14 protein-coding genes are annotated in these 25,097 nt (G+C 61.4%); 12 read left to right on the top strand and 2 right to left on the bottom strand.

Annotation, left to right across the window (positions count from 1 at the left end; genetic code table 11):
* The first annotated feature begins 18 nt into the window (after positions 1–18).
* From ESZ00_RS07270 to ESZ00_RS07250, 5 genes are read left to right on the top strand one after another with little or no spacing between them, the layout of a single operon-like run.
* The gene (locus ESZ00_RS07270; protein WP_164981384.1) at positions 19–879 is read left to right on the top strand and encodes an ABC transporter substrate-binding protein; all 861 of its coding nucleotides are present in this window, start codon (positions 19–21) and stop codon (positions 877–879) included.
* Positions 876–1,655 (top strand): ABC transporter ATP-binding protein, encoded by a 780-nt coding sequence (locus ESZ00_RS07265; protein ID WP_164981383.1) that lies wholly within the window; start codon positions 876–878, stop codon positions 1,653–1,655. Before ESZ00_RS07270 ends, ESZ00_RS07265 begins: the two co-directional genes overlap by 4 nt.
* Complete coding sequence (locus ESZ00_RS07260) at positions 1,637–2,659, top strand: FecCD family ABC transporter permease (RefSeq protein WP_129207445.1); 1,023 nt, start codon at positions 1,637–1,639, stop codon at positions 2,657–2,659. The genes ESZ00_RS07265 and ESZ00_RS07260 overlap by 19 nt, the downstream gene beginning before the upstream one ends.
* Positions 2,656–7,008 carry a cobaltochelatase subunit CobN gene (locus tag ESZ00_RS07255; RefSeq protein WP_129207444.1) on the top strand — a complete coding sequence of 1,451 codons (4,353 nt, stop codon included), beginning with the start codon at positions 2,656–2,658 and terminating at the stop codon, positions 7,006–7,008. The genes ESZ00_RS07260 and ESZ00_RS07255 overlap by 4 nt, the downstream gene beginning before the upstream one ends.
* A complete protein-coding gene (locus ESZ00_RS07250) occupies positions 7,005–8,693 on the top strand; it encodes an ATP-binding protein (protein WP_129207443.1) in 1,689 nt (562 codons plus the stop codon). The genes ESZ00_RS07255 and ESZ00_RS07250 overlap by 4 nt, the downstream gene beginning before the upstream one ends.
* 35 nt (positions 8,694–8,728) lie before the next feature.
* Here the strand turns inward: ESZ00_RS07250 and ESZ00_RS07245 are convergent, their stop codons facing one another.
* Both ESZ00_RS07245 and ESZ00_RS07240 read right to left on the bottom strand, forming a co-directional pair.
* Positions 8,729–9,490, bottom strand: coding sequence for an MgtC/SapB family protein (locus ESZ00_RS07245; protein WP_129207442.1), 762 nt, complete (start codon positions 9,488–9,490; stop codon positions 8,729–8,731).
* A gap of 60 nt (positions 9,491–9,550) precedes the next feature.
* Complete coding sequence (locus tag ESZ00_RS07240) at positions 9,551–10,504, bottom strand: cation diffusion facilitator family transporter (protein WP_129207441.1); 954 nt, start codon at positions 10,502–10,504, stop codon at positions 9,551–9,553.
* Positions 10,505–11,019: 515 nt separating this feature from the next.
* On the opposite strand from ESZ00_RS07240, the gene ESZ00_RS07235 reads away from it, so the two are divergent.
* The 7 genes from ESZ00_RS07235 to ESZ00_RS07205 all read left to right on the top strand — a co-directional run bounded on the left by ESZ00_RS07235 (position 11,020) and on the right by ESZ00_RS07205 (position 25,081).
* On the top strand, positions 11,020–12,726 hold the full coding sequence (locus ESZ00_RS07235) for an ABC transporter permease (protein ID WP_129207440.1): 1,707 nt from the start codon (positions 11,020–11,022) through the stop codon (positions 12,724–12,726).
* A 21-nt stretch (positions 12,727–12,747) separates the two neighbouring features.
* Positions 12,748–14,031 (top strand): ABC transporter ATP-binding protein, encoded by a 1,284-nt coding sequence (locus ESZ00_RS07230; protein WP_229741011.1) that lies wholly within the window; start codon positions 12,748–12,750, stop codon positions 14,029–14,031.
* Between the two features lie 458 nt (positions 14,032–14,489).
* The gene (locus tag ESZ00_RS07225) at positions 14,490–18,290 is read left to right on the top strand and encodes an outer membrane beta-barrel protein (protein WP_229741010.1); all 3,801 of its coding nucleotides are present in this window, start codon (positions 14,490–14,492) and stop codon (positions 18,288–18,290) included.
* Positions 18,291–18,377: 87 nt separating this feature from the next.
* Entirely contained in the window at positions 18,378–21,092 is a 2,715-nt protein-coding gene (locus ESZ00_RS07220; protein ID WP_129207437.1) for a glycosyl hydrolase, read from the top strand.
* Entirely contained in the window at positions 21,092–22,513 is a 1,422-nt protein-coding gene (locus tag ESZ00_RS07215; RefSeq protein ID WP_129207436.1) for a glycoside hydrolase family 28 protein, read from the top strand. Before ESZ00_RS07220 ends, ESZ00_RS07215 begins: the two co-directional genes overlap by 1 nt.
* Positions 22,510–23,913: an oligogalacturonate lyase family protein gene (locus tag ESZ00_RS07210; protein ID WP_129207435.1), complete on the top strand. Its 1,404-nt coding sequence runs from the start codon at positions 22,510–22,512 to the stop codon at positions 23,911–23,913. The genes ESZ00_RS07215 and ESZ00_RS07210 overlap by 4 nt, the downstream gene beginning before the upstream one ends.
* Before the next feature lie 19 nt (positions 23,914–23,932).
* Positions 23,933–25,081, top strand: coding sequence for a glycoside hydrolase family 88/105 protein (locus ESZ00_RS07205; RefSeq protein WP_229741009.1), 1,149 nt, complete (start codon positions 23,933–23,935; stop codon positions 25,079–25,081).
* Positions 25,082–25,097 lie beyond the last annotated feature (16 nt).

The following is a 25,097-nucleotide window of genomic DNA, read 5'->3' as shown; positions in this document are numbered from 1 at the left end:
CGGATTTTCTTCTGCATCGTGCTTCTGTTGCTGTGCGCCGGCATGGCCACCGCCCAGACCCCTTCCCAGGCGAAGCCGCAGCGTATCGTCTCGACCTCACCCAGCATCACCGAAACACTCTTCGCGCTCGGCGTTGGCAACAGGGTCGTCGGCGTGTCGCAGTTTTGCAACTATCCGCCCGAGGTGCAGAAGCTGCCCAGGGTCGGCGGCTATGTGCATCCGAATCTGGAGGCGATTGCGCGGCTCGCGCCCGATCTCGTGGTGCTGGAGCGCAGTTCGAACGAACTCACCGGGCGGCTCGATACGCTGCATATCGCATCGCTCGTGGTGCCACATGACACCCTCGAAGACATCTATACGGAAACCTCGCTCATCGGCAAAGCCGTGGGCGCGCCGGACCGCGCGGCTGGGTTGATCGCGCAGATGAAGGGTCAGCTTGGAGCAATCCAGTCGAAGGCAAAGGCCACGCCCTCGCCGCGTGTGCTCGTGATTGTCGATCGCCAGCAGGGCACGCTGAACAATATCATCGCGGTCGGCCCGAATAATTACGTCAACCAGATCCTCGAGATCGCCGGGGGGGCGAATGTGCTGGCACAGGCAGGTACGCCGCAGTATCCACGAATCTCGCTCGAGACGGTGCTGCGCGAAAACCCCGACGTCATCATCGACCTGAGCGGCACGCAGCAGACTGAAGAGGCGCGCCGAACTTCGCGCCTCGCCACGCTCGCGCTGTGGAACCAGAACCGGAATCTCAAGGCTGTGCAGAGCGGCCATGTCTATGCGGGAACGACCGATTCGCTCGTCGTGCCGGGACCGAGAACACCGCTCGCAGCGCAGCGGCTCTTCGATTTCGTGCATGGCATCGGCGGTTCCGATTGAACCACGTATCGTCCCGCCTGCTCGAGGTCAAGAGTGTGAGCTTCTCTTACGGAAGCCGATCGATCCTGAGCGAGATCAGCTTTCATGCCGACGAGGGAGAGTTCGTTGCGCTGCTTGGTATCAACGGCTCGGGTAAGAGCACACTGCTCGACGTGATCTCCGGCTTTCGCACGCCGGCAAGCGGAGAGGTGAAGCTGCGCGGCCGTGCGCAACCGCAGTGGAGGCGCCGTGAGCTGGCGCAGCAGGTGAGCCATCTTCCGCAGTCGATTCATGCGGATCTGCCTTTTACCGCGGAGCAGCTCGTCGGCATGGGGCGCTATCCGCATACCGATCGCTGGTTCGAGTCCGGTGAAGACCACAGGCATATCCGCGCAGCGATGGAGCGGACTTCATGCTGGACGCATCGTCATCGCGCTTTCCGTTCGCTGAGCGGCGGCGAGCGGCAGCGCGTGCTGGTGGCTGCATGCCTGGCGCAGGATGCGGTCGTGATGCTGCTGGATGAGCCCTCGACCTTTCTCGATATCGAGCAGCAGCTTCACTGCTTCAATATTCTGCGCGACGAGGCGCAGGCAGGAAAGCTCTGCATCGCGGCGACGCACGATCTGAATCTTGCGCTGACCTACTGCACGCGCCTCATCGTGCTGGCAGATGGCGCCGTTGCCTATGATCTCTCCACCGCGGATGCGCACCAGGACAAGAGCTGGCTGCGGCTCTTTTCAAAGCGCCTGGACATGGCGACGACGCCCACAGGAGCGCCGTGGGTGTGGTACCAATGAACGCCGCGCCGCGCCGCAGGATTTCTGCCCGACTGAGCCTTGCTCTCTCCCTCGTCGTCTTTCTCGCCGCGGCGCTGATTCTTCCGTGGATAGGCGCCGGGCCCATCAGCTTTGTGCATGTGCTGCATCGCCAGTCGCCGGACTATGAGATCCTGCTGCAGCTCCGGCTCTCGCGCACGCTCCTCGCATTGATCGCAGGCGGCGCGCTCTCTCTGGCGGGAGCGCTCTTTCAGGCGATGCTTCGCGATGCGCTTGCCACGCCGTATACGCTCGGCATCTCTGCCGGCGCATCGTGCGGCGCAGTCGCTGCGATTCTCCTCGGCTGGGAGACATTTCTCGGCATTCCGACGACCTGGATCGGCTCACTGATCGGCGCATTCGCCGTGCTCGTGCTGGTCATCGGAGGCGCATTCCGCCAGCGCCAGGTCTCTTCGTTCGGACTGCTGCTCACTGGCATCGCCATCAACAGCATTTGTGAGGCATTCATTCTCATCCTCAGCAGCTTTGCCGGTGTATCGCGCTCCTTCTCCATCGCGCGCTGGCTTATCGGCAGCGTGGACTCGGTGAGCTACACCTCGCTTGCCATGCTTGCCGCTGTCGTACTGATTGCTTCGGGCATCCTCTTTTCCCGTGCGCGAAGCTGGAACCTGCTTGCGGTGAGCGAACGCTGGGCGGCCTCGCGCGGTGTGAATGTTGGCTCGCTGCTCGCGCAGGGATATATTCTCGGTTCCATCCTCGTTGCCGGAGCTATCGCGCTCACCGGCCCCATCGGCTTTGTCGGACTGATCGTGCCGCATCTTGTCCGCTCCCGCATCAGTCCGGATCATCGGTTGCTCATGCCATGCTCGTTTCTTCTCGGTGGCGCGCTGCTCGCTCTGTGCGATGCGATTGGACGCATCGTGATGCCGCCCGCGGAGCTTCCGGCGGGAGCCGTCGTCGCGTTGATCGGTGGTCCTTACCTGGTCTGGATCATTCGCCAGAGAACCCCGGCGGAGGAGCTATGACCTCGCACCGGCAGCGCGTCATTCGTGCGGACGGACGTACCCTGAACATCGTCCAGCATCGCGGCCATCTCTCCTATTGCTTCACCGGGTGCTGCTGCGGGCGCACCGAGCGCGGTTACGCCGAGGTTCCGGTGGACGTTTATAAGGAAGAGTGGACGCGGCGCAAAATTCGCAACCAGGTTCACCTCACCAAGGGCGGATGCCTCGGCCCCTGCGCGCTGGCTAACGTCGCCAGCCTCGTCTTCGATGGCCACGCCATCTGGTTTCACTCGGTGAACAGCGCCTGGCAGGTGCGGCAGATCTTCGACTACATCGAGTCGATGCTCAAGGCCGACCGCTTTCTGAAGCCTCCGGCGGAGCTGAGTGAATTTGTCTTCAACTATTACGACTGGGACGTGCGCAAGTCCGCTGCGCCCGCGGATGCAGCACAACCGCAGCAGTCAGACGGCATCATGCTGCTTTCGCATGCGGACACCGATCTGCTCACGTTGGCAAAGGCGAAGGAGCAGCTTCCTCCGGATCTCGAGCTCGCAGCCTATTCTCTGAATGCACTGCACAGTGAGGACCAGATGGAGGTGTTGCTCGCCGGAGAGTTGGGGCGAGCGCGCATCGTCGTGCTGCGTGTGCACGGCCCGCTGAGCGCGGTTCCCGCATTCGATCGCCTGCGGCGGCACTGCATAGATCGCGGTCAATCGCTGGTGCTGGTCAGCGGCACCGGTGAGCTCACGCCCGAGTTTACGCAGACTGTGCATGTGCCTGCCGACGTGATGGAGACGGCTGCGCGCTATCTCGCGCTCGGCGGCGTAGGTAATTTCGTTGAGCTGTGCCACTTCCTCTCCGACCGCCTGCTGCTGAGCGGCTACGGATACGCGCAGCCCATGCCGATGCCTGAGCATGGCATTTATTTGCCTGATATGGGCGTGGCGTCTCTCGAAGACTGGCAGCGCAGGGCCGATCCGGCAAAGCCCACCGCGGCGGTGCTCTTTTATCGCGCGCATCGCATGAGCGGCAACACCGGCTTCATCGATGCGCTGGCGCAGGCGCTCGAAGAGCGTGGGCTGAATGTCCTGTGCGTCTTTACTTCGAGCCTCAAGTCAAAGGAAGCAGGCAGGCCCGCGGTCTTTTCCTGGATCGAGGGGCGAGCGGATGTGCTTATCTCCACGCTGTCCTTCGCCATCGGTGAAATCAATACCGGCACGGTTACAGAAGCGGGCGAGGCGGTGCATGCGCTCGAAGCGCTCGGCATTCCGGTATTGCAGGCTATTGCCAGCGGCATGGCGCGTGGCTCATGGGAGGGATCGAGGCGCGGGCTGAATGCGCTCGATACGGCGATCAACGTGGCTATCCCTGAATTCGATGGCCGCATCATTACCGTGCCCATTTCTTTCAAAGAGCGCGGAGGCGCGGCGCAGGATGGCCTCTACGTCGCAGACGAGGAGCGCATAGGGCGCGTGGCCGGCATCGCCGCACGACTGGCCAGGCTGCGGCACACGTCGAACGCCGAACGCCGCGTGGCCTTTGTGCTGACGAACTCCGCGGCCAAGGCCTCGCAGGTCGGCGGCGCGGTGGGCCTCGATACGCCGGCCAGCCTGCTCACTACGCTGCATGCGCTGCGCAGCCGCCGCTACAGCATCACCGCATTGCCGGAGTCGTCCGACGCGCTCATGCAGCGTCTGCTCGAGCGTGGCTCGTATGACGACCGCTATCCGCTCGATCCCGCCCGCGCAGAGCGCTTCTCGAGGGTTGCTTACCATGCTCAGTATTCCGTGTTTCCCGAGCGCGTACGCCGCAGGATGGAAGGCTACTGGGGCGAGCCGCAGGCGCATGGGTTCAGCGTGCGATCCGAGAAGCCGAAGACCGACAAGAAGCTGCTGGGAACGCTCGCCGGTAAGATTGCCGCGGTCGAACAGGAACCATGGAGCGATGAGCGGAGCTATCACTTCGCTGCGCTGAGCTTCGGCAACGCGCTCGTCGCACTGCAACCGCCGCGTGGCTACGGCATAGATCCGGATGCGATCTATCACACGCCGGATCTGCCTCCGACGCATCACTACACGGCCTTCTATCGCTGGCTGGGCACGCCGCAATCCGAGGGCGGATGGGGCGCAGATGCGATTGTCCACATGGGTAAGCACGGCACGCTCGAATGGTTGCCGGGCAAGGGCATCGGCCTGTCGAGCGAATGCTATCCTGACCTGCTGCTGGGCGACATGCCGCTGGTCTATCCCTTCATCATCAACGACCCCGGTGAAGGCAGCCAGTCGAAGCGTCGCGCGCACGCCGTCATCGTCGATCACCTGACGCCGCCGATGACTACCGCCGAAACGTACGGTACGCTCGCGGAGTTGAATCAGCTCGTCAATGAATACTATGCCGTAGAGAAGCTCGATCCCACGAAGCTGCCGTATCTGCAGCAACAAATCTGGGACCTGGTGCAGAAGGCGAACCTGCAGGCCGATCTCGACCTGAAGACCATGCTCAGCCGCGACCACGGCGACCACAAGCACGAGTGGGATGACGAGCTGACGCCCGAAGGCGTGCCGGCGACGCTGGCCGAGATGAGCGGCAGCGATGTTGCGCACCTCATCGAAGATCTCGACGGCTATCTGTGCGAACTGGGCATGGCGCAGATTCGCAGCGGTCTCCATGTGCTCGGCCAGATGCCGCCGCTGCCGGAGATGCTGCGCTCGCTCACCCGCCTCTCGAATGCGAATGTGCCCAGCCTGCAGACCGCGCTGGCCTTTGCGTATGGATACGATCTCGCAGCTCTGATGCAGCAGCAGGGTGCGCGCCTCGCGGCAGAAAACACTCTGGCTGGCCGCACGGTGCACACACATGCCGATGTGCTCGAAGCGCTCGATCAGCTGGCCTTCGATCTCTACGCGATGCTCGAAGAGTTTGGCTTCCGTACGGATGCGATTTCGGAGGCGCAGCGTGCCCTGCTGGGTCTCGAGACAGAGGAGATCGGCAGCGTGCTGCACTTCGCCTGCACGACACTGGTGCCACATCTGGAGCAGGCAGGCGACGAGATCGAGCATCTTCTCGACGCGCTCGAAGGTAAATACGTCCCCGCCGGGCCCGCAGGTGCACCGACGCGCGGCATGGCGCACATCCTGCCCACCGGGCGGAATTTTTATGCAGTCGATCCGCGGGCTCTGCCGTCGCAGGCATCGTGGCGCGTGGGGCAACATCTTGCGCGTGAGGCGATTGAGCGCTTCATGCTCGAAGAAGGCGCGTATCCCGAAATGATGGGTCTCAGCGTGTGGGGTACCTCGCAGATGCGCACGCACGGCGACGATATAGCGGAGGCCTTTGCGCTGCTTGGCGTGGAGCCGGTGTGGAATGCGCAGTCGCGCCGTATCGAAGGCGTCGCGCTCATCCCGCTGGAAACGCTGAGCCGTCCGCGCATCGACGTTACGCTGCGCATCAGTGGCTTCTTCCGCGATGCCTTCCCGCACCTCATCGATCTCTTCGATCAGGCGGTCTCGCTGGTGATCGATCAGGACGAGCCGCTCGATAAAAATTTTCCGCGCAAGCATTACCTTGCCGATCTCGAAAAGAAAAGCGACCTTCCCATGGAAGAGGCCGAGTCGCAGGCGCGTTATCGGATGTTCGGTTCCAAGCCCGGAGCTTATGGCGCGGGCATTCTTCCACTGATCGAGACCGGCAATTGGAAGGACGATCATGATTTCGCGCGCACCTTCCTCGAATGGGGAGGCTACGCCTATGGGCAGAATGCCTCCGGAGTCGATGCGCGCACGGTTTTTGCCGAACGCCTGCAGGCGGTGCAGGTGGCTTTGCACAATCAGGACAATCGCGAGCACGACATCTTCGACTCGGATGACTATTTTCAGTTTCATGGAGGCATGGTCGCGTCCATCCGCGCGCTCACCGGCGTGCAGCCCAAGGCGTATTTCGGCGACAGCTCGCGGCCCGATGCCGTACGCGTGCGCGACCTGAAGGAAGAGGCGCTGCGTGTCTATCGCTCGCGCGTCGTTAACCCCAAATGGATCGAGAGCATTCAGCGCCACGGCTACAAAGGCGGCCTGGAGCTGGCCGCGACCGTCGATTACATCTTCGGCTTCGATGCCACAGCGCAGATTGCGCCGGACTTCATCTATGAGGGGCTTGCCGAGCACTACGCGCTCTCACCGGAGATGCAGGAATTCCTCCGAAAGTCGAACCCCTGGGCCATGAACGCCATTGCGGAGCGGCTGCTCGAAGCGGCGAAGCGCGAGCTGTGGGAGAATCCGAAGCCCGAAACACTGGAGGGCCTGCGCGGCCTGCTGCTCGAGAGCGAAGCCATTCTTGAAGCGCAGGGAGAGCAAAAGAGGGAGACGGTGGAATGAGGACAGTGAGCTATCCATTTGCTGCGATCGTAGGTCAGGAGCAGATGAAGCTGGCGCTGTTGCTGGCCGCCATCGACTGGCGCCTCGGCGTATTGCTGCGCGGCGATAAGGGCGCGGGTAAGACCACGACCGCACGCTCTCTCGGAGCACTGCTGCCCGCGCCTGCGCCTTTCCTCAATCTGCCCATCGGCATCACGGAAGACCGGTTGCTTGGCGGCCTGCATCTTGAGAGCGCGCTCAGGGGCGCGCCGGAGCTCAAGCATGGACTGCTCTCCGAAGCGCACCGCGGCATCCTCTACATCGATGAAGTAAACCTGCTGGCTGCGCATCTCGGCGACGCGATCCTCGACGCTGCTGCAAGCGGCATGCATGTGATCGAGCGGGAAGGATTCAGCGCTTCGCATCCGGCAGAGTTTGTGCTGCTCGGCAGTATGAATCCGGAAGAGGGATTGCTGCGCCCGCAGCTGCAGGATCGCTTCGCGCTCTCGGTCGACATCGCCGCGCCGCTGGACCAGGCCGAGCGACAGATGATCGTCGAGCGCAGGCTGGCCTTCGATCGCAATCCCTCGGCATTCACCGAGGAGTGGAGTATCGAGCAGGAAGAGCTGCGAAGCAGGATCAGCCGGGGACGCGAGCTGCTCTCTTCCGTTGTTCCTCCAGGCGAAATATTGGCGCAGATCAGTGCCGCAGCCTGCGCGGCCGGTGTGCGTTCGCTCCGCGCCGATCTTTCCGCCGTACGCGCCAGCATGGCCTGCGCTGCGTGGATGGGGGAGGCTTCTGTGGCACCGCATCATGTCGAGGCTGTGCTGCCGCTGGTGTTGAATCATCGCGCGCGTTCCGGCGGACAGCCTCCGCCATCCTCGTCTCAGACTGCACAGCCAGAGCAGGAGAACCAGAACGGGGAATCGCAGCGGGCCATCGAGCGCATCTTTGCGCCGCGGCAGGCAGTCGCGCCGGTGCTGCAGATTGCGGTCGATAGCACGGTGCATCGCGGCGCAAGTCAGAAGGCGCTTGAAGAGAAGAAAGGAGCTGTCACCGGCACGCGTTTGGCAGAGAGCCCGCGCGAGCTGGATATCCTCGCGACGGTCCATCATGCGATAGCCGCGACAGGAAGCCCGCAGCCGCGTATTTCCGATTTGCATGAGAAAGTGCGTGTGCCTCGCTCCGGTGTCCGATATCTCTTTCTCATCGATTCCAGCGGCTCGCATGCCATGCAGGAGAAAATGGCCCGCGTGAAAGGCGCAGTGCTCGATCTGCTCCATCGTGGATTTCGCAGGAATGACGAGGTTGCGATGATCGTCTTCCGCGGCACGGATGCGAAGGTTCTGCTCGAACCGTCACAGATCCTCGATGACGCGAGGACAGCGCTCGAATATCTTCCTACGGGCGGCAGAACGCCGCTGGCGCATGCGCTGGAGTTGGCAAAAGCCTACCTGACTTCGTCGACGGTGATGATCGTGCTCACGGATGGACGAGCGAACGTGGCGCTGCGCGGCGGCGATCCGTGGATAGAAGCGAAAGAGATCGCGAGCCGGTTGCGCACTCGCTCTTTGGTCATTGACACCGCACCGCCGGAAGATCCGTTTCATCGCGCGGCAGAGCTTGGAGAGGTGCTGGGCGCGCGATCTATCGCGCTGGCTGATCTTCCGGCCCTGGAAATATTCAGCCTTGAGGCTACCCTCTGAATTTGCGTGCCGGAGACTTCCCCGGAATCCTTCTTCTATTCTGCGTCTGGGTCGGTTCCTGATACATCCACGGATTCGACCCATGGGCATGCGCGGAGTTCTGCGGCGACTTCCTGCAGGTGCTCATCGCTGCGGCTCTGCGATTCCAGGACCGCCTGCAGGACAGAGGTGTCCGATGCTTCCTCGTCTTCCGTTCGCAGTTCGCGCAGCAGTAGGGAGCGCTCGGCGATGGCTCGCGTGAGATGACTCTCTGCATCCTTCGCATGCCCGGCTTCGCAGAGAATCCTCAGACGAAACAGCGCGTAAGGTTTCGTCGCCGCCAGCGATCGCTGGTCAATGTAGCGAGAAAGGGGACGCAGTGCGGAGTTGATCCCGATGAGGAGGATAGCAACGAAGATGCCATCCAGCAGCTCGCCTGCTCCCACGCATGCGCCGACCGCAGCGGAGCACCACAGCGTCGCGGCGGTGTTGAGGCCGCGAACATTGGCGCCGTCCTTCATGATCGCGCCGGCTCCGAGAAAACCGACACCGGAGACTACGTACGCGATCACCTGCGTGGTATTCGGTGCGACCGTCAGCCCCAGGTCAACGAACGCGGCCGCGCCTAAACAGACCAGTGTATTGGTGCGTAGTCCGGCGGCACGCTGCCTCCACTGCCGCTCGGCGCCGACACAAACACCCAGTGCAAGTGCCAGCAGCAGGCGCGGAAACGTCTGTTGTTTCCAGAGAGGGGTAGAGTCTGTCCACCACGGATGCGCGGCAGAGATAACGGCCAGAACTTGATGGATTGCAGACATGTCGTCTTCCCTTTCTGCAGATCAGGGCTGCTGCTGATTCCTTGATCGCCTAATGTCTATCTAATGGTGATGCGTGCATCCATGGTGATGAGCTTGTGTCGGCTTAGGCTCCGGAGCGCAATAAAACGCATTTAAGCTCGCCATCTCGCACGCGCCGACAATCTCCGGCTGAATCGTCGCATGGTCGATCGAGAAGCTCTTACGCAGTTGACCGGCGATGTTGTTGATGACCGATGAGCACGCATCGAGCGATGTTCCTGCAGCAAATGCGACATGGCAGCTAAGAAAGCTGCGGCCTTCGCCAACTGTCCAGACATGGAGGTCGTGCACGTTGCAGACGCTGGGGATCTCCCGGATCGTCGCAGCAAGCTCTGCGGGGTCGAGATGGCGAGGCGCTTTCTCCATCAGGATGTCTCCTGCCTCGCGAAGGACGCCTACGCCGGACCAGGCGATGAAGGCTGCGATCAGGAGTGAAACCACGGCATCCGCGTAGCCCCATCCTGTGTAGCGGACCACGATGCCTGCTGCTACGACGCCTGCTGCCGAGATCGCATCTCCCGCCATATGGATCATGGCGGCGCGCGAATTCAGACTGTTCTTTGCATCGCCGGCGAGCGCGACTGCGATCAGGGTGTTCATCAGGACCGAGATTAGTGCGACCCAGATCATGATGTTTCCGGCCAGCGGTTGAGGATGCTGGAAGCGCTCCAGCGCTCCGAGCCCGATGAGGATCGCAATCACGATCAGCGCGGAAGCGTTGAAGAGTGCGGTGAGCGCCGATATCCTCTGAAAGCCATAAGTATGTCTTCCCTTTGCCGGGCGGCTCATGGAGTGGAGTGCATATGCGGCCAGACCGAGAGCCAGCGCGTCGCTCAGATTATGACCTGCATCCGAGACGAGAGCGAGGGAGTGAGAGGCTTTGCCGGCAATCGCTTCAAAAGTGCAGAAGCTGAGGGTGACCGCTAGCGACAACCACATCTTCCTGCCGCTTGTCGGCCCATGCACGTGTGCCATGTAGTCCTATTCTCCCTGAAGTTACGTGCGGACCGGATCTATCGCTTTGCGATGTCGCTGCTTTCCCGGTCCATGAAATCTCCATGAATGGTTGTATACCATAGGGGGATATGTTACAAGTGAAATGGCGAGGTCGTACGGCCTCGAAATGGACCCAAAGCATGACGATAGAAAATACACAAGAACCTCCGAGTATCTCGACAGTCTTCCTGTGCTGTGTTCTGAGCCCTCAGGAGAGTCTCTAGCGCCACGCTGGTACGCTCCGCGGCTCATCACAGCATGAAGTTTGTGATTTGAGCGCGAGCGTCCCCGGTCCGAAAGACCAGCTCGCACCTCCCAACCGACAATCGGAAGAATCTGCCGCTCTCACCTGGAAGCTCAGCGCATGGCTGCGCTTGTGGTCACTGCTTCCTTGCAGAGTAGGTTCGATCACGAGTGGTGGCTCCTGCAGGAAGAGGTGAATTGGCATGAACATGAAGAGGATGCGGTTACCCATCTCGGGAGCAAGCGTGCGAATGAGGTTCGATGTCACCTCGTCGTTTCGTCCGGCAGATCTGGCTGTAGGTCTGGGTACGCTTGCTCTCCTTTGTCTCATTGCAAAAGTTGGATCGGAATCGTTCGTCCGCTTTCACCCGCCGGACGTTATTCCGCAGATCAGTCTTGATCCGCGCAACCTTCCAAATTACGCGGCACGCTCCACGCTCCGGATGTTCATTGCGCTCGTCGCGTCGACGCTGTTTACGTTTGCCTATGGCTATGCCGCGGCAAGGAGCGCGAAGGCCGAGCGCGTTCTGATTCCGCTGCTCGACATCCTGCAGTCTGTCCCGGTGCTGGGCTTTCTTTCCGTTACGGTGACTGCGTTCATTGCGCTCTTTCGTGGAAGCCTGCTCGGGCTGGAAGCAGCTTCGATCTTCGCCATCTTCACGGGGCAGGCGTGGAATATGACTTTCTCCTTCTACCAGTCTCTGCGCACTGTCCCGCATGAGATGGAGGAGATGGCCTCGCTCTATCATCTTTCGGCCTGGGAGCGGTTCACGCGGCTGGAGCTGCCGGTATCCGCAATCGGGCTGGTCTGGAACGGCATGATGAGCTTCGGCGGCGGCTGGTTCTTTCTCGCCGCCAGCGAATCCATCAGCGTTTTGAATCATCAGTACACGCTGCCGGGGATTGGCTCTTATGTGGCAGCCGCAGTAGCTGCAAAGGACATGCACGCGCTGGCATGGGCGATCGTGACTATGATTCTGCTCATCCTGCTTATCGATCAGCTCTTCTGGAAACCGCTGGTGACCATGGCCGACCGTTACAAGGTTGAGCTGAGCGCAGGTGAGGAACGCCGGTTCTGGGTGGTCGATCTTTGGCGAGGTTCCTCGCTACCGAAAATGGTGAACGCCGCAATCTCCCCGATATGGCACGCCGTTGACCGTTGGCTCTCCGCGCGCACGGCAGCGCCGGAAGTTGTGTACGTCAAGCCGGCTTCCCGCCGTGGCGACATCGCATTCAACGTCACCACGATCTTCTTCTCTCTTGTTCTTGTGGCGACAGCAATACGTTTTGTATGGAATGCAGTGGGCGTCCATGAGATGTTGCATGCCGCCGTACTTGGCCTTGCTACGGCCATACGCGTCCTGTTTTTGATCGCGTTCAGTACGCTTGTGTGGACCCCGATCGGCGTTGCCATCGGCCTCAGTCCGCGGCTGGCCCGTCTTACGCAGCCGCTTGTGCAGATTGCAGCATCGTTTCCGGCGAACTTCCTGTTCCCTTTCGCAACGCTTGCCTTTATCAAGCTCGGCATCAGCCTGAACTGGGGCAGCATTCTGCTTATGTCGCTTGGCTCCCAGTGGTACATGCTCTTCAACGTCATCGGAGGAGCGCAGGCGATTCCGAACGATCTCCGGGAGATGGCGACCAGCCTCGGACTGCGCGGATGGCAGAAGTGGCGCTATCTCCTTGGGCCAGGCATCTTCGGCACATGGGTGACGGGAGCTGTCACTGCGAGCGGAGGTGCATGGAATGCAAGCATCGTCTCGGAGCTTGTCTCCTGGGGTGACACGACACTCAAGGCGTCAGGCCTGGGTGCTTATATTGCCGACGCTACCGGCAAGGGAGACTGGCCCAGGATCGTTCTCGGCGTCGGGCTGATGAGTGTCTTCGTCGTAAGTCTGAATCGCCTGGTCTGGAGACCCCTCTATGGCCTGGCGCAGCGTCGCTACCAGATCGGATAGGAGGAGAACATGGAGAACGGAATGAAGTTACTCGAAGTGCAGCAGATCACGAAGACCTTTCCTCTTCCTGCCGGCGGCCAGCAGACGGTGCTGAAGCATGTTTCGCTCACGGTGAAAGCCGGCGAGGTTGTGGCTCTGCTCGGACGCAGCGGCTCGGGAAAGAGCACGCTGCTCCGCATTCTCGCCGGGCTGATCCGGCCATCGGAGGGAATCGTCCGCAGGAATGGCAAAGAGCTGAGGGGCCCGAATCCTGACGTTGCCATGGTCTTTCAGAGCTTCGCGCTTCTGCCTTGGCTCACTGTTCAGGAGAACGCTGAGCTGGGATTGATTGCGCGTGGCGTAGACCGGGATGAAGCGGAGAAGCAGGCTGTCCATGCGTTAGGCATGGTTGGTCTTGAAGGTTTTGCTGGTGCGTATCCCAAGGAGCTTTCCGGCGGCATGCGGCAGCGAGTCGGCTTCGCGCGTGCATTCGTGATGAAGCCGAATGTTCTGATGATGGATGAGCCATTCAGTGCGCTGGATGTGCTGACGGCAGAGAATCTGCGAGGTGAGATCGGCTATCTGTGGGAAAAGGGCTCGTTCCCCGCGAAGAGCATCGTGCTGGTCACGCATAACATCGAAGAGGCGGTGCTCCTGGCCGATCGAATCATGATCCTTGGGGCTAATCCTGGCGTGATTCGCGGCGAGCTGGCCGTGGAAATACCGCGTCCGCGCGACAAGAATGCCGCATCCTTCAAGGCTCTCGTCGATCATGTGTACGATGTGATGACCAATCCGGACGCGGTTGTCGGCGAGGCGTCTCCAACAGCAAAGGAGCCTCGCTTCACGGTGCTTCCTCATGCGCGCGCCGGCGGAATCAGCGGACTTCTGGAGATTCTCGACGAGCGCGGCGGCAAAGAGGATCTGCCGGCGTTAGCAGAGGATCTTCGGCTGGAGGTCGACGACCTGATGCCGGCCATCGATGCTGCCGGTCTGCTGGGATTTGCCCGGGTCGAGCATGGCGATGTGATGCTCACGGACATCGGACGTGAGTTTGCAAATGCCGAGGTGCATCGCAGCCATCACATCTTCAAAGACCAGCTGCTGGAGAGCGTTCCGCTTGCGACGACGGTGCTCGCGATGCTCAAGAGCAAGCGGGACGGGCAAATCAGCCGGGAGTTCATCCTCGACATCCTGGATGAGCACTTCACGGATGCGGAAGCACTTCGGCAGTTCGAAACGCTCGTGGACTGGGCTCGTTATGCGCGGCTCATCAACTATGACGCGGCGCACGAGCGGCTCTACCTGGTGGAAGACGAGGATTAGGTCGTATCCACATAGAGGGGCATCGAAGATAAAAACTTACCGCTATATTGTCATCCCGACCAAAGCGAGCCAAAGGCGAGCGAAGTGGAGGGACCTGCGGTCTGTCTGCGCAGGCACGAACCCGACCGTAGGGGACACACCGCAGGTTCCTGTTTGAGCTCTATGTGGATACCAACTGACAGCCTCTAAGAACACCCCGAAGCAGTGGGAAATGGCATCGATTCCAGCCAGAAATGTCCCCACAAGTGCTTCTGAATCAATGAAATACTGCGTTTCTATCTCGAGCCTTTAGGCGGACGAGTAAACCTCTGTTTTGCTCGATTCTCTCCAGCGCTGAATTAGCAGTTGACACTCGCATCTTGCGAGACGTACCGTGTCTGCCGACCTAGTTTCTCCATTGAAATTGTTTCAAGGGGTAATAAATGAAGGATTCACAGCGTAAGGTTGGGCTTTCAGGCATGTGGTCTTCGAAGGCCTTCTTCGGATTTCTCATGCTGCTGTTTTTATTTGGCCAGTTGTCCTCTAAAGTTTCGGCGCAGACCGGCGGTGAAGCCGGTATCCAGGGCACGATCACGGATAAGACCGGTGCCGTGGTTCCCAACGCCAGCGTCACTGCCGTCAACCAGGCGACGCATGTGACGACCACCCATTCGGCCACCGGCGATGGCCTGTACACGATCTCGCCCGTGATTCCCGGCATCTACACCGTGGTTGTGACCGCCCCCGGCTTCCAGCAGTTCCGCCAGGAAAACCTTTCCGTGGACGCGCTGAAGCTGACCGGTCTGAATGTGACCCTGCAGGTCGGCAATGAGACCACGGAGGTCCGTGTGACCGCCGCGCCGCCGCCGCTTGAGACCACCAATGCCACGCTCGGCGGGGTGCTCGAGAATCACACCTATGAGAATCTGCCGCTGCAGATGAGTGGCCAGCAGCGCGATCCTACTGCCTTCGCCACGCTGCTGCCGGGCACTGTCTCCGGCACGCGCGCCCCGGTCATCGGTGGCACCGGTAACTACCTTGCTGCGGTCTACGTGGACGGTATCCCGCTCACGACGATCAACCAGCAGGGCGACAATCGCGTCGTCTCCAATGCCATCCCGGTCGAAGCGATCGACCAGTTCCAGGTGGTCACCAGCACGCCCGCGGCCGAGTACAGCGGTGCGGGCCTCATCAACTTCACGTTGCACTCCGGAGCTTCGCAGTATCACGGCGTTGTAGCCAGCTTCTTCCGCAATACGGCCTTCGATACCTGGGGCTTCACGCCTCCCGGCCTGACGGTCACAAATTCGGCAGGCGAGACGGTGCCGGCAGCCAAACCGGCCGAGCATCAGAACGAGTTTGTGGCCTCAGGCGGCGGACCGATCCCGTTCATGCGCAAGCGCGGGTTCTTCTATGTGACCTACGACAAGTATCACGGCCGCAGCGGCGTGAATCCGAATGCGCTCACCGTGCCTACCACGCTCATGCGCGAAGGTAACTTCAGTGAGCTTTCCGACAAGATTTACGACCCCACCTCGACGACTGCCTGCACTGCGGCCAATAACGGCACGCTTTGCCGCAACCAGTTTTCGGGCAATGTGATCCCGACCGACTATCTCTCGCCCGTCGCCCTAAAGATGGAGCAGTACCTGCCGGCCACGGTCAACGACCAACTGGTCAACAACACCATCGCTGGCGTGCCTTCAGGCTATGACAACTGGGAGATTGCGTCGCGCTTCGACTTCGACCTTTCGCCGAAGCAGCGTCTCTCCTACGTCTGGACCTACGGCGTGCGCAAGAATGTGCCCTTCACCGTGGGCAACAGCGGTTATGTGCTGCCTATGCCCTACACGCAGGGCGGCTATGCGACGATCATCCCGCTGATGACGGATGTGGAAGACAACTGGCTGATCAGCAACTCGATGAGCAACCAGCTCAAGGTTGCCTTCAACCGCTTCTCACAGCCGGTCGAGTCGCTGACCGACGGCGTCTCGCCGTATCGCGCGACTGCGGACCTGGGCATCACCAATCTGCCCACCGGGCAGGCTGCGGATGAGTTCCCCGGCATCACCTTCGGGACCAATACGCCGAATCCCACGGCTGAAGCGCAGTGGACCTCGGCCGGCGCCAGCGGCGCAACCCAGACCACGGTGCCGAATACCTATACCCTGCTCGACAACTTCCTGCTGGTGAAGGGCAAGCACAGCCTCACCATCGGCGCGCAGCTGCAGTGGCTGCAGGACAACGTCGCTTCGCAGCTTGGGCCGTCCGGCATCTATACCGCCGCGGTCAATGCCAACTCCACGGCGAACTTTGTCGGCAGCACGCTCTCTACCGGCACTTCGGGCTTCTCCTATGCCAGCTTCCTGCTCGGCGCCATGCCCTCGAGCGGCATCGCCATCCAGGCCGTCTCGGAAACCGGCGGCCGCTATCACGACTTCTCGCCCTACGTGCAGGACGACTGGAAGGTTACGCCCAAGCTCACGCTGAACCTCGGCCTGCGCTGGGATTACCTCACGCCCTTCCATGAAGTCGAGGATCGCTGGAGCTTCCTGAATCCGGATCTCACCAATACCGCCACCGGCAACAAGGGCATGCTGCAGTTCGCAGGCAACCGTGGCGCGGGCGTCAGCTGCCAGTGCACCACACCGGTCCAGACCTATATGAAGAATTTCGGCCCACGCATCGGCTTTGCCTACCAGGTGACGCCGCGCACCGTGATTCGCGGCGGCTACGGTCTTGTCTATTCGCTCGGTGGCGGTGTCGGCGGCCGCTCGGGCGCAGGCAACGGCACCGGAGCCACCGGCTTCAACGTGACGGCCACCACCCCGGCTGAAGTGACCAGCGGAGCCAGCGCTGGTCCGTCCTACTACCTGAACAACAGCACCTACTTCCAGGGCGCGGGCCTGGCCAACATGGCCTACGGCGGCCCCAGCTACACGCTCCCCACCACGCCAGCCATCAATGCGGCAGCGCAAACCACTAACACCGGCAACTATCTGAACAGCGCCGGCTCATGGGTCACTGCGAGCTCGATAGCCTATGCCGACCCGTATCTCTCGGGCCGCGCTCCGGAATTTAACCTGTTCAATTTCGGTATCCAGCAGGCGCTCAACGACAACATCGTTCTCACCATGAACTATGCTGGCACGAGCAGCCACTTCCTGGCTCCTTCGGCTGCCACGGCCCGTGGTCAGTGGAGCAATCAGATCAACCCCGCCTACATCCTGACCCTTGGCGGCGTAGCGGATTCGACAGGCAAGACGCCGCTGCTGGGCGCGCTCGCCACTCCGGCCAACGTCGCCATCCTTCAGCAGGCCATTCCCAGCTTCCAGCTGCCGTATGCCTCGATCTCCGGAACCAGCTCGCGCGCCAGCATCGCGCAGCTGCTCGTCGCCTTCCCGCAGTATTCCGGCGTGACCGACACCTGGGGCTCGAACGTTGCCAACCTCAGCTACAACTCCATGCAGGTTTCGCTCAGCCAGCGTCCATGGCATGGTCTCTCCTATACCGTGAACTACACCTGGTCGAAGAACATGGGTGACGACGGCACCTTCCGCAGCAGCTTCAATCTGCCCGCAGGCGTCGTCGACGGTGGCAAGAGCTACAAGATGGATCGCATCGACCGCTCGCTTACCGTCGTCGATACGCCGCAGGCCGCGGCTGCCTTCGGCGTCTGGCAGATGCCCTTCGGCAAGGCTGGCCTCACCGGCAGCAATGCCATTACCCGCTCGCTCTTCAAGGGATGGCAGATCTCTTCCATCTACACCTATGCCAGCGGTGTTCCGCTTGCGATCACCTACGGCGGTTGCACCGCGCCGCTGAGCGGCACCTGCGAGCCAGACTATGCTCCGAACTTCGGCGGCAAGGTTCGCATCAATGGAGCCTACGGCTCGCATGCGACGAACAAGAACTTCACCAAGCAGTACATCAATCCGGCGGCCTTTGTTGCGCCTTCGACGTATGCGCCCACGACCTCCGGAGCAACCTTCGCTTCGCCTATCAACCGCATCGGCAACGCAGCCCGTACCGCTCCGTACGGTTTGCGCAATCCTAATCACTGGAACGACGATGTCAGTCTGCGTCGTACCTTCCCCATTCATGAGCAGATCAACTTCGTCTTTGAAGTGGATAGCCTGAATGTGGCCAATCACCCGACCTTCAGCGGCGTGAATACCGCGTGGGGTCCTTCCGGTACGAGCGCCTACAGCTCCTTCGGTGAAGTCACCGGGGCCAGCGGCAATCGTGACTTCCAGTTTGCAGGCCACGTCAATTTCTGATCGTGGCCCGCAAGGGCAATCAACACTGCTGAGAGGAGCGGAAGTCCAAATGAAGTCGTCTCTGCTGCTTTCATGCAGGATAGTGGGATGAAGAGAGCAGCGATGCGATGGAATGCAACTCTGGGTGTCCTCGCGCTGGCGTGCCTTGTGCACGGCAGCGCGCAGACCCTTTCCAGCCTGCGGTCAGGCTTTGCCGATCCACCTTCCGATGCGAAACCCATGGTGCGCTGGTGGTGGTTTGGCCCGGCCGTGGAACAGCCTGAACTCGCCCGCGAGCTCGATGCCATGCATGCGGCAGGCATCGGCGGCGTCGAGCTGGCAGCCGAGTATCCGCTCACGCTCGATGATCCGGCTCGGCATCTCGTCAATCTTCGTTACGGCTCACCGGAGTATCTCGACATGGTCCACTTCGCAGAGGACCATGCGCGTGCGCTTGGCATGCGTGTCGATCTCACCCTCGGCAGCGGCTGGCCCTTCGGTGGACCCGAAGTATCGCTTGCGGATGCTGCAGGCAAGCTGAAGATCGTCGCTGTGCCTCTTGGCGCGGCCGATGCGAAGCTGCCTCAGTCCGCCGAGGGCGACACGTTCATCGCCGCCTTTGTTGTCGATGGCACACCCGCGCACTACGACGCGGAGCATGCCCGTCAAATCACCAGCAATACGATGCCTGCATCGCTCGAGTCCGCAGCTGGCAAGCCTGAAGTCGAGCTCTTCTTCTTCGCCAGCCATACACGCCAGCAGGTCAAGCGCGCGGCCTTCGGTGGAGAAGGCTATGTCCTCGACCACATGTCGAAGGCTGCTGTCGATCACTACCTCGATGCCGTGGGCAGCACGCTGCTCCGCGGCTTTCCGGATAAGCCACCGTACGCCATCTTCTCCGATTCGCTCGAGGTCTATGGCGCCGATTGGACCGGCGCGCTGCCTGAAGAGTTCCAGCGCCGCCGTGGCTACAGCCTGATTCCATATCTGCCGCTGCTCGCGCAGGGAAGCACGCCTCAGGCCGATGCCGTTCGTCACGATTGGGCAGAAACGCTCTCCGACATGGTGCGCGACAACTATCTCTTGACGGTCGCGCAGTTCGCCGCTGCTCATGGCACCCGGTTCCGCTCGCAGACCTACGGTACACCGGGTGTCACGCTCTTCGATGAGCATGTTCCGCAGCTGCCGGAAGGCGAAGGCCCGCAATGGCGGAGCTTTTCCTTTACGCGCTGGGCCAGCTCCGCGAATCACATCTTCGGAAACGATGTGACCTCCGCGGAAACCTTCACCTGGCTGCACTCGCCTGCCTTTCGCGCCACGCCTCTCGACATGAAGGCGGAGGCCGACCGCATGTTCCTCGAAGGCGTGAACCAGATCATCGGCCATGGCTATCCGTACTCTGCACCCGGCGTCGAGGAGCCGGGCTGGTCGCTCTATGCCGCGGCTGCGCTCAACGATCACAATCCATGGTGGCCTGTGATGCCCGACGTGACGCGCTATCTCACCCGCGTGAGCTGGATGCTGCGCCAGGGCAAGCCAGCCAACGATGTCGCCATCCTGCTCCCTGAGGCCGATGCACAGGCCGCCTTCCGTCCCGGCCATGTCTCCGTCACCGAGGAGATGCCGCATCACATCACGCCTGCGTTGATGGGCGCGGTGCTCGATGCAGGTTATAACCTCGACTATCTCGACCTGGCATCGGCAGAGGCGCGAGGCATCGGCTATCCCGTCGTCGTAGTGCCGCCTACGCATCGCCTCTCGCTGCGCGGCCTTGATGTGCTGCAGGCCTACGCGGCAAAGGGCGGAAAACTCATCTTTATTGGCGATACACCCACGCTCGCAGCCGGACAAAGCGATCGGCTGGATCATGCCAAGGTCGAGCAGGGAGTCGCCGCTCTGCTGCGTCAGTCAGTGCATGTCCGCGACGAAAGCGAACTGGGCGCGGCGCTCGCAAAGGCTATGCCGCCGGATGTCGAACTCGGGGACGCCGCAGGCAAGCTGGGTTTCCTCCATCGCCATCTGCCGTCTTCGGATATCTATTTCCTCGTAAACACCAGCAACCAGCCGGTGCGCTGGGCTCCGCATGTTCGCGCTCATCGCTCAATAGCCGAATGGTGGAACCCTGAAACTGGAAATGTAACCATGGCTGTGACGGATCAGGTCATCGTTCTTCCGCCGTATGCATCCCGCCTTCTCGTCCTGCATGATGGCCCTGGCATATCGACCGCTGCCGCGCCGCAGCGGGCTACAGAGCAGCACGCCACGGCTCTCGGGCCATGGCAAATCGAGTTCCCCGGCAGCGCCGGATCGAAGCCGGAACCGGCAGAGCGGGACCAGGCCGATACCGTGTGGACCGACAATGCCGCGACACGCTTCTACTCCGGGGAAGCGATCTATCGCACTCAGGTGCAGGTATCGGCGGCGGAGATCGGTGGTCCTATCTCGCTCGAGTTTGCGCCGTCTCTGCCCATCGAGGACACGCAGCTGCCGAACAAGCCGGGCACAAGAGCCTGGATCGATCCGCCTGTTCGCGAGGCGGCGATCGTCTTCGTCAACGGAAAGCGAGCCGGATCGCTCTGGCATCCGCCCTACGCTCTCGCGCTCACCGGACTGCTGCACAGCGGAGAGAACAGCATCGAACTTCATGTCTACAACACCGCGATTAATGAGCTCGCCGGCGAGCCGCCGCGCGACTACAGCGCGCTCAAGGCAAAGTACGGAGACCGTTTTCAGATGCAGGATATGAATAACCTCGAGCCTGTGCCCTCCGGCATCCGTGGCCCGGTGAGGCTCGTATTCGGCGAGAGCGAAGGCGCGGAGTGATGCGGCCATTCGCCTTGTTCGCGGCGCTTTTCATGGTGGCCGGCAGTGCCTCCGCGGCCACCATCTTTGTCAATGACTATGGTGCGCGCGGCGACGGCTCCACGCTCGATACCGCGGCTATCCAGCGCGCGCTCGACTCGGCCGCAGGCCATCACAGCACTGTCACCTTTCGCCCCGGTACCTATCTCACCGGTTCCATCTTCATTCGCAGCGGCACGCATCTCGATGTCCCATCCGGCGTCACGCTGCGTGGTGTGCAGAACCTCGATGGCTATCCTCTGATGCCTACGCGCGTCGCTGGCATTGAGATGACCTGGCCTGCGGCGCTCGTGAATGTTTATGAGCAGCACGATGTAGAGATTACCGGCAGCGGCATCATCGACGGCGATGGCTCCTACTGGTGGAAGAGCTACTGGGACCTGCGCCACGACTACGATACAAAGGGGCTGCGCTGGGCCTCTGACTACGACGCGAAGCGTCCGCGCCTCATCCAGATCTTCAACGCGCGTAAGGTCACGCTGCGTGGTCTTACGCTGCAGCGCTCCGGCTTCTGGACGGTCCACATCTGCTATTCCACCGGCGTTACCGTCGACCACATCACGATCCAGAACAACATTGGTGGCAAGGGGCCGTCGACCGATGGCGTCGATATCGACAGTTCTTCGCACGTGCTTGTCCAGCATGCTGACATCGATGTGAATGACGATGCGCTGTGTCTCAAGGCCGGCCGCGATGCCGACGGCCTGCGCGTCAACCGGCCCACCGAGCATGTCGTCCTTCGTGACTCCATCATTCGCCGTGGCGCTGCTGCGGTCACCTTCGGCAGCGAGACCTCAGGAGGCTTCCATGATATCGAGGCCTACAATCTCACCGCGGGGACCGGTGTAGGCGCCGGTGTGCTTCTCAAGAGCGCGCGCGTGCGCGGCGGCGGCGGATCGGATCTCCGCATCCATGATCTCCATCTCGACGGCGTCGGCATTCCCATCGAGGTCAACCTCAACTGGAATCCGAACTACAGTTATGCCACGCTGCCTGCCGGCGTGCACGATGCGCCGTCCTACTGGAAGACGCTCGTTCAGCCGGTGCCCGCGGAGCAGGGGCTGCCGCATTTCTCCGATGTGCACATCTGGAATATCGAGGCGAAACATGCGAAGACAGCCATCGCCATCGCCGCCTATCCTAATGCGAAGCTCGAGCGATTCCGCCTTGACCACCTGCATCTCGAAGCGCAGAAGGCTGGGCACATCGACAACGCCGACGACGTTTCGCTGCAGGATGTCACGCTCGTCGTTCCGCAGGATGAGCGGCTGACCACATCCGACAGTACGAATATCCGCGGGCTGGATCAGATCGTCTATCCTTCGCTCGAATCCTCACCCGGCACGCCTCACGCAGAGCAATCATCGAGGAAAACACCGTGAACACATGCAGATATTCTTCTTGCCGTCATCTCTGCCTTGGACTTGCGCTCGTTCTTGCTACAGTGCTCCCACTCGTCGCGCAGGATGTGCCGAAGACCTGGGTGGATAAAGATACGGGCCATCGCGTCTATCGGCTCTCCGACGAGCCCGGCTCCTCTGCGTTCTACTTCAATGTGAATGCGTACTCGCCTGACGAGCGCTACATGGTCTACACCGCGCCGGACGGTATTCACACCCTTGAAATGGCTACAAAGAAGACGCGGCTGCTGGTTCCCAATCCGCCTCCGCCGCCCCAGGCCGATGCGCATATGGCGCGTTTCCGTTACGGCTATCACGCCATCGTTGTCGGCCATAAGACGGACAGCATCTTCTTCTCCCGCATGGATCCCGAGACGCAGCTCACGGTGCTCTACAAGGCGGATCTCAACTCCGGTGCGGTGACAAAGCTCGTTACGTTGCCACCGCGCGCGCGCGTCGCCACGGTCAACGCCGATGAGACGCTCGCCGCCGGTGTCTATGACGAGCATCCGGAGTCGGTGGCTGCGGAATATCCGCAGCATGCGGAGCAGGGACGCGGCCCATTAGTTCAGCCCGAGAGCAAGGGCGCCATGATGGAGCGCCGCCTGGCCTCGCGCATTCCCGTCTTGCTCTTCACCATCGATCTTCGTACTGGCAAAGTGCATGAGCTGCTTCACTCGACCGACTGGATCGGCCATCTTCTCTTCTCGCCCATCGATCCAGCGCTGCTCATGTATTGTCACGAAGGCCCATGGCAGAAGGTTGATCGCATCTGGACCATCCACACCGACGGCTCGCACAACACGCTGATGCACAAGCGCACCATGCTCATGGAAATCGCCGGTCACGAGTTCTGGGGCCTCGATGGCGAAACCATCTGGTACGACTGGCAGATACCCAAAGGCGAAGATTTCTGGCTCGCCGGCATCCATCTCGGCAAGACAGAAGATCATGCTCAGGTCGCGTACCACATGTTGCGCAATGACTGGTCCATCCACTTCAACGTCAACAAGGGCGCGACGCTCTTTTGTGGCGATGGCGGCGATCCCGGACAGGTGGCGCACGCTCCTGACGGCGAATGGATTGAGCTCTTCCATCCCGCATGGCGCAGGAACGATGGCGGAATCGACTCGGCAGATTTCGTGCAGCCCGGAACCTTTACGCCCGAGCATCTCGTAAACATGAAGCACCATAACTACAAGCTCGAGCCCAACGTGCGCTTCTCGCCCGATGGAAAGATGGTGATCTTTACCTCGAATATGTTTGGTGCGAGTTACGTATTTGGTGTCGATGTCGAAAAAGCGCCTGCGGGCGCGGCGGATATCGAGTCCACGCCGGAATTAGGCTTGAAATTCGGACCCAACCCTCCACCTACCCACTGAACGAACGGAGAGTCATACGATGAAGAACATCACGCGGCGAACCTTTGGCGCGCAGCTCCTGATGGCCGGTACGGCGCTTGCCTCGGCCCAGGTGCCGCTGCAGGAGAAATCCGCGCCGCCCGCATCGCCCGCTGCACCGCATGTGCCGCTGGGCGGCTCCAGCCTCACCGAGTGGCCTGCCGGCTATGATCCGAAGCAGCTCGGCACCGCGCTGGCCGCGCACTTCCAGAGCACGTCGCACCTGCGTCCCACGCGCATCATCTACCCCGAGGTCTGTGCCTGGTACGGCGCGCTCGAAGTCGCCCGCGTCACCGGGAATAAAGAGCTCATCGCCGCACTGCAGGCCCGCTTCGAACCGCTTTTTACCACGGAGAACGCGCTCCTGCCGCCGCGCGGCCAGCATGTGGACTTCTCCATGTTCGGCTCGCTCCCGTTCGAGCTCTACATCCTCACCAGCGACAAGCGGTATCTCGATCTCGGCCTGAGTTATGCCGACGCGCAGTGGGCTTCGCCGGACGCGCAGGGCCTTACGCCGGAGACGCGCTATTGGGTCGATGACATGTTCATGATCACCATTGTGCAGGTGCAGGCCTATCGCGCCACGCAGGATGCGAAGTACCTGAACCGCGCAGCGAAGGAAATGGTCTCGTATCTCGACAAGCTGCAGCAGCCGAACGGCCTCTTCTTCCATGCTCCCGATGTGCCTTATTACTGGGGGCGCGGCAATGGATGGTTTGCCGTGGGCATGACCGAGATGCTGCGCGAGTTGCCGAAAGGCACGCCGGAGCGGGCCCGCATCGAGCAGGGCTATCACACCATGATGGCGTCGCTGCTGCGCTACCAGGCGGGTGATGGCTCCTGGCGCCAGCTCATCGATCGTGAAGATGCGTGGCCGGAGAGCTCGGGGACGGGCATGTTCGCCTATGCGCTCATCAGCGGCGTGCGCCATGGCTGGCTCGATGCGGCACAGTATGCTCCGGCCGCGCGCAAGGCCTGGCTCGCCCTTGCCGGTTATATCGATCAGGACTCGAATGTCACCAGCGTATGCGAGGGCACAAACAAGCTGAACGACCTCGATTACTACCTGCTGCGCAAGCGGCGTACCGGCGACTTCCACGGCCAGTCTCCGGCGATGTGGACGGTTGCCGCGTTGCTCCGCGAAGCCTGATACCGCCAAAGGCGGT

This window comes from Silvibacterium dinghuense, from assembly GCF_004123295.1.
GTDB classification, from domain to species: Bacteria; Acidobacteriota; Terriglobia; order Terriglobales; family Acidobacteriaceae; genus Silvibacterium; species Silvibacterium dinghuense.
This window is presented reverse-complemented; position numbering and strand designations above follow the sequence as displayed.